The organism is Pantoea sp. ACRSC, from assembly GCF_022346785.1.
Lineage (GTDB): Bacteria > Pseudomonadota > Gammaproteobacteria > Enterobacterales > Enterobacteriaceae > Pantoea > Pantoea alvi.
The window spans coordinates 1-874 of sequence record NZ_JAKRNN010000056.1 but is presented as its reverse complement, the minus strand read 5'-3'; the positions used below and the strand labels follow the sequence as shown (position 1 = coordinate 874).

General features: G+C 54.3%; 1 protein-coding gene. It reads right to left on the bottom strand.

Annotated features, from left to right (window positions below):
- Window positions 1-842, bottom strand: an 842-nt coding sequence (locus tag MHZ97_RS22265) for an IS5 family transposase (protein ID WP_239323874.1), incomplete at its 3' end; no start/stop codon positions are given.
- Between the last annotated feature and the right edge of the window lie 32 nt (window positions 843-874).

Here is an 874-nt window from a genome sequence, read left to right as displayed (position 1 = left end):
GCTATCGTGTACATGGCCGTCTCCGCTATCGAGCGACGGTTGTAATCTGTTGTCCATTTCCACCGGGCATTACTCCCGGTCAGCCGCTGATTCGCTACTGCACGGTTACGGTCTGCGTACTCTACGGGCCAGTAACCCGCTCCTTTTCGGGGCGGGATGAGGGCACTGATTTTCTTGCGCCGCAGTTCATCGTGACAGAGTCGGGTGTCGTAAGCGCCGTCTGCTGCGGCTGCCCTGATTTTTCTGTGTGTCTGCCGGATAAGACCCGGGAAAGCTTCTGAGTCCGTGACGTTGTTCAGAGACAGGTCCGCGCAGATGACTTCATGTGTTCTGCTGTCAACGGCCAGATGCAGCTTCCGCCAGGTACGACGGCGCTCTTTGCCGTGATTTTTGACTTTCCATTCGCCTTCACCAAAAACCTTCAGCCCGGTGGAATCAATCACCAGGTGTGCGATTTCACCCCGGGTGGGTGTTTTGAAACAGACATTAACCGACTTTGCCCGCTTGCTGACACTGCTGTAATCCGGGCAGCGCAACGGAACGTTCATCAGGGCAAAAATGGAATCAATAAAACCCTGCGCAGCCCGCAGGGTCAGCCGGAACAGGCGTTTAATCATCAGGACGGTGGTGATGGCAAGGTCAGAATAGCGCTGAGGTCTTCCCCGTGATGAAGGCGTTGCCGACTCATACCAGGCATGAGTCGCTTCATCGTCCAGCCAGAAAGTGAGGGAGCCACGGTTGATGAGGGCTTTGTTGTAGGTGGGCCAGTTGGTGATTTTGAATTTTTGCTTTGCCACGGAACGGTCTGTGTTGTCGGGAGGATGCGTGATCTGATCCTTCAACTCAGCAAAAGTTCGATTTATTCAACAAAGCC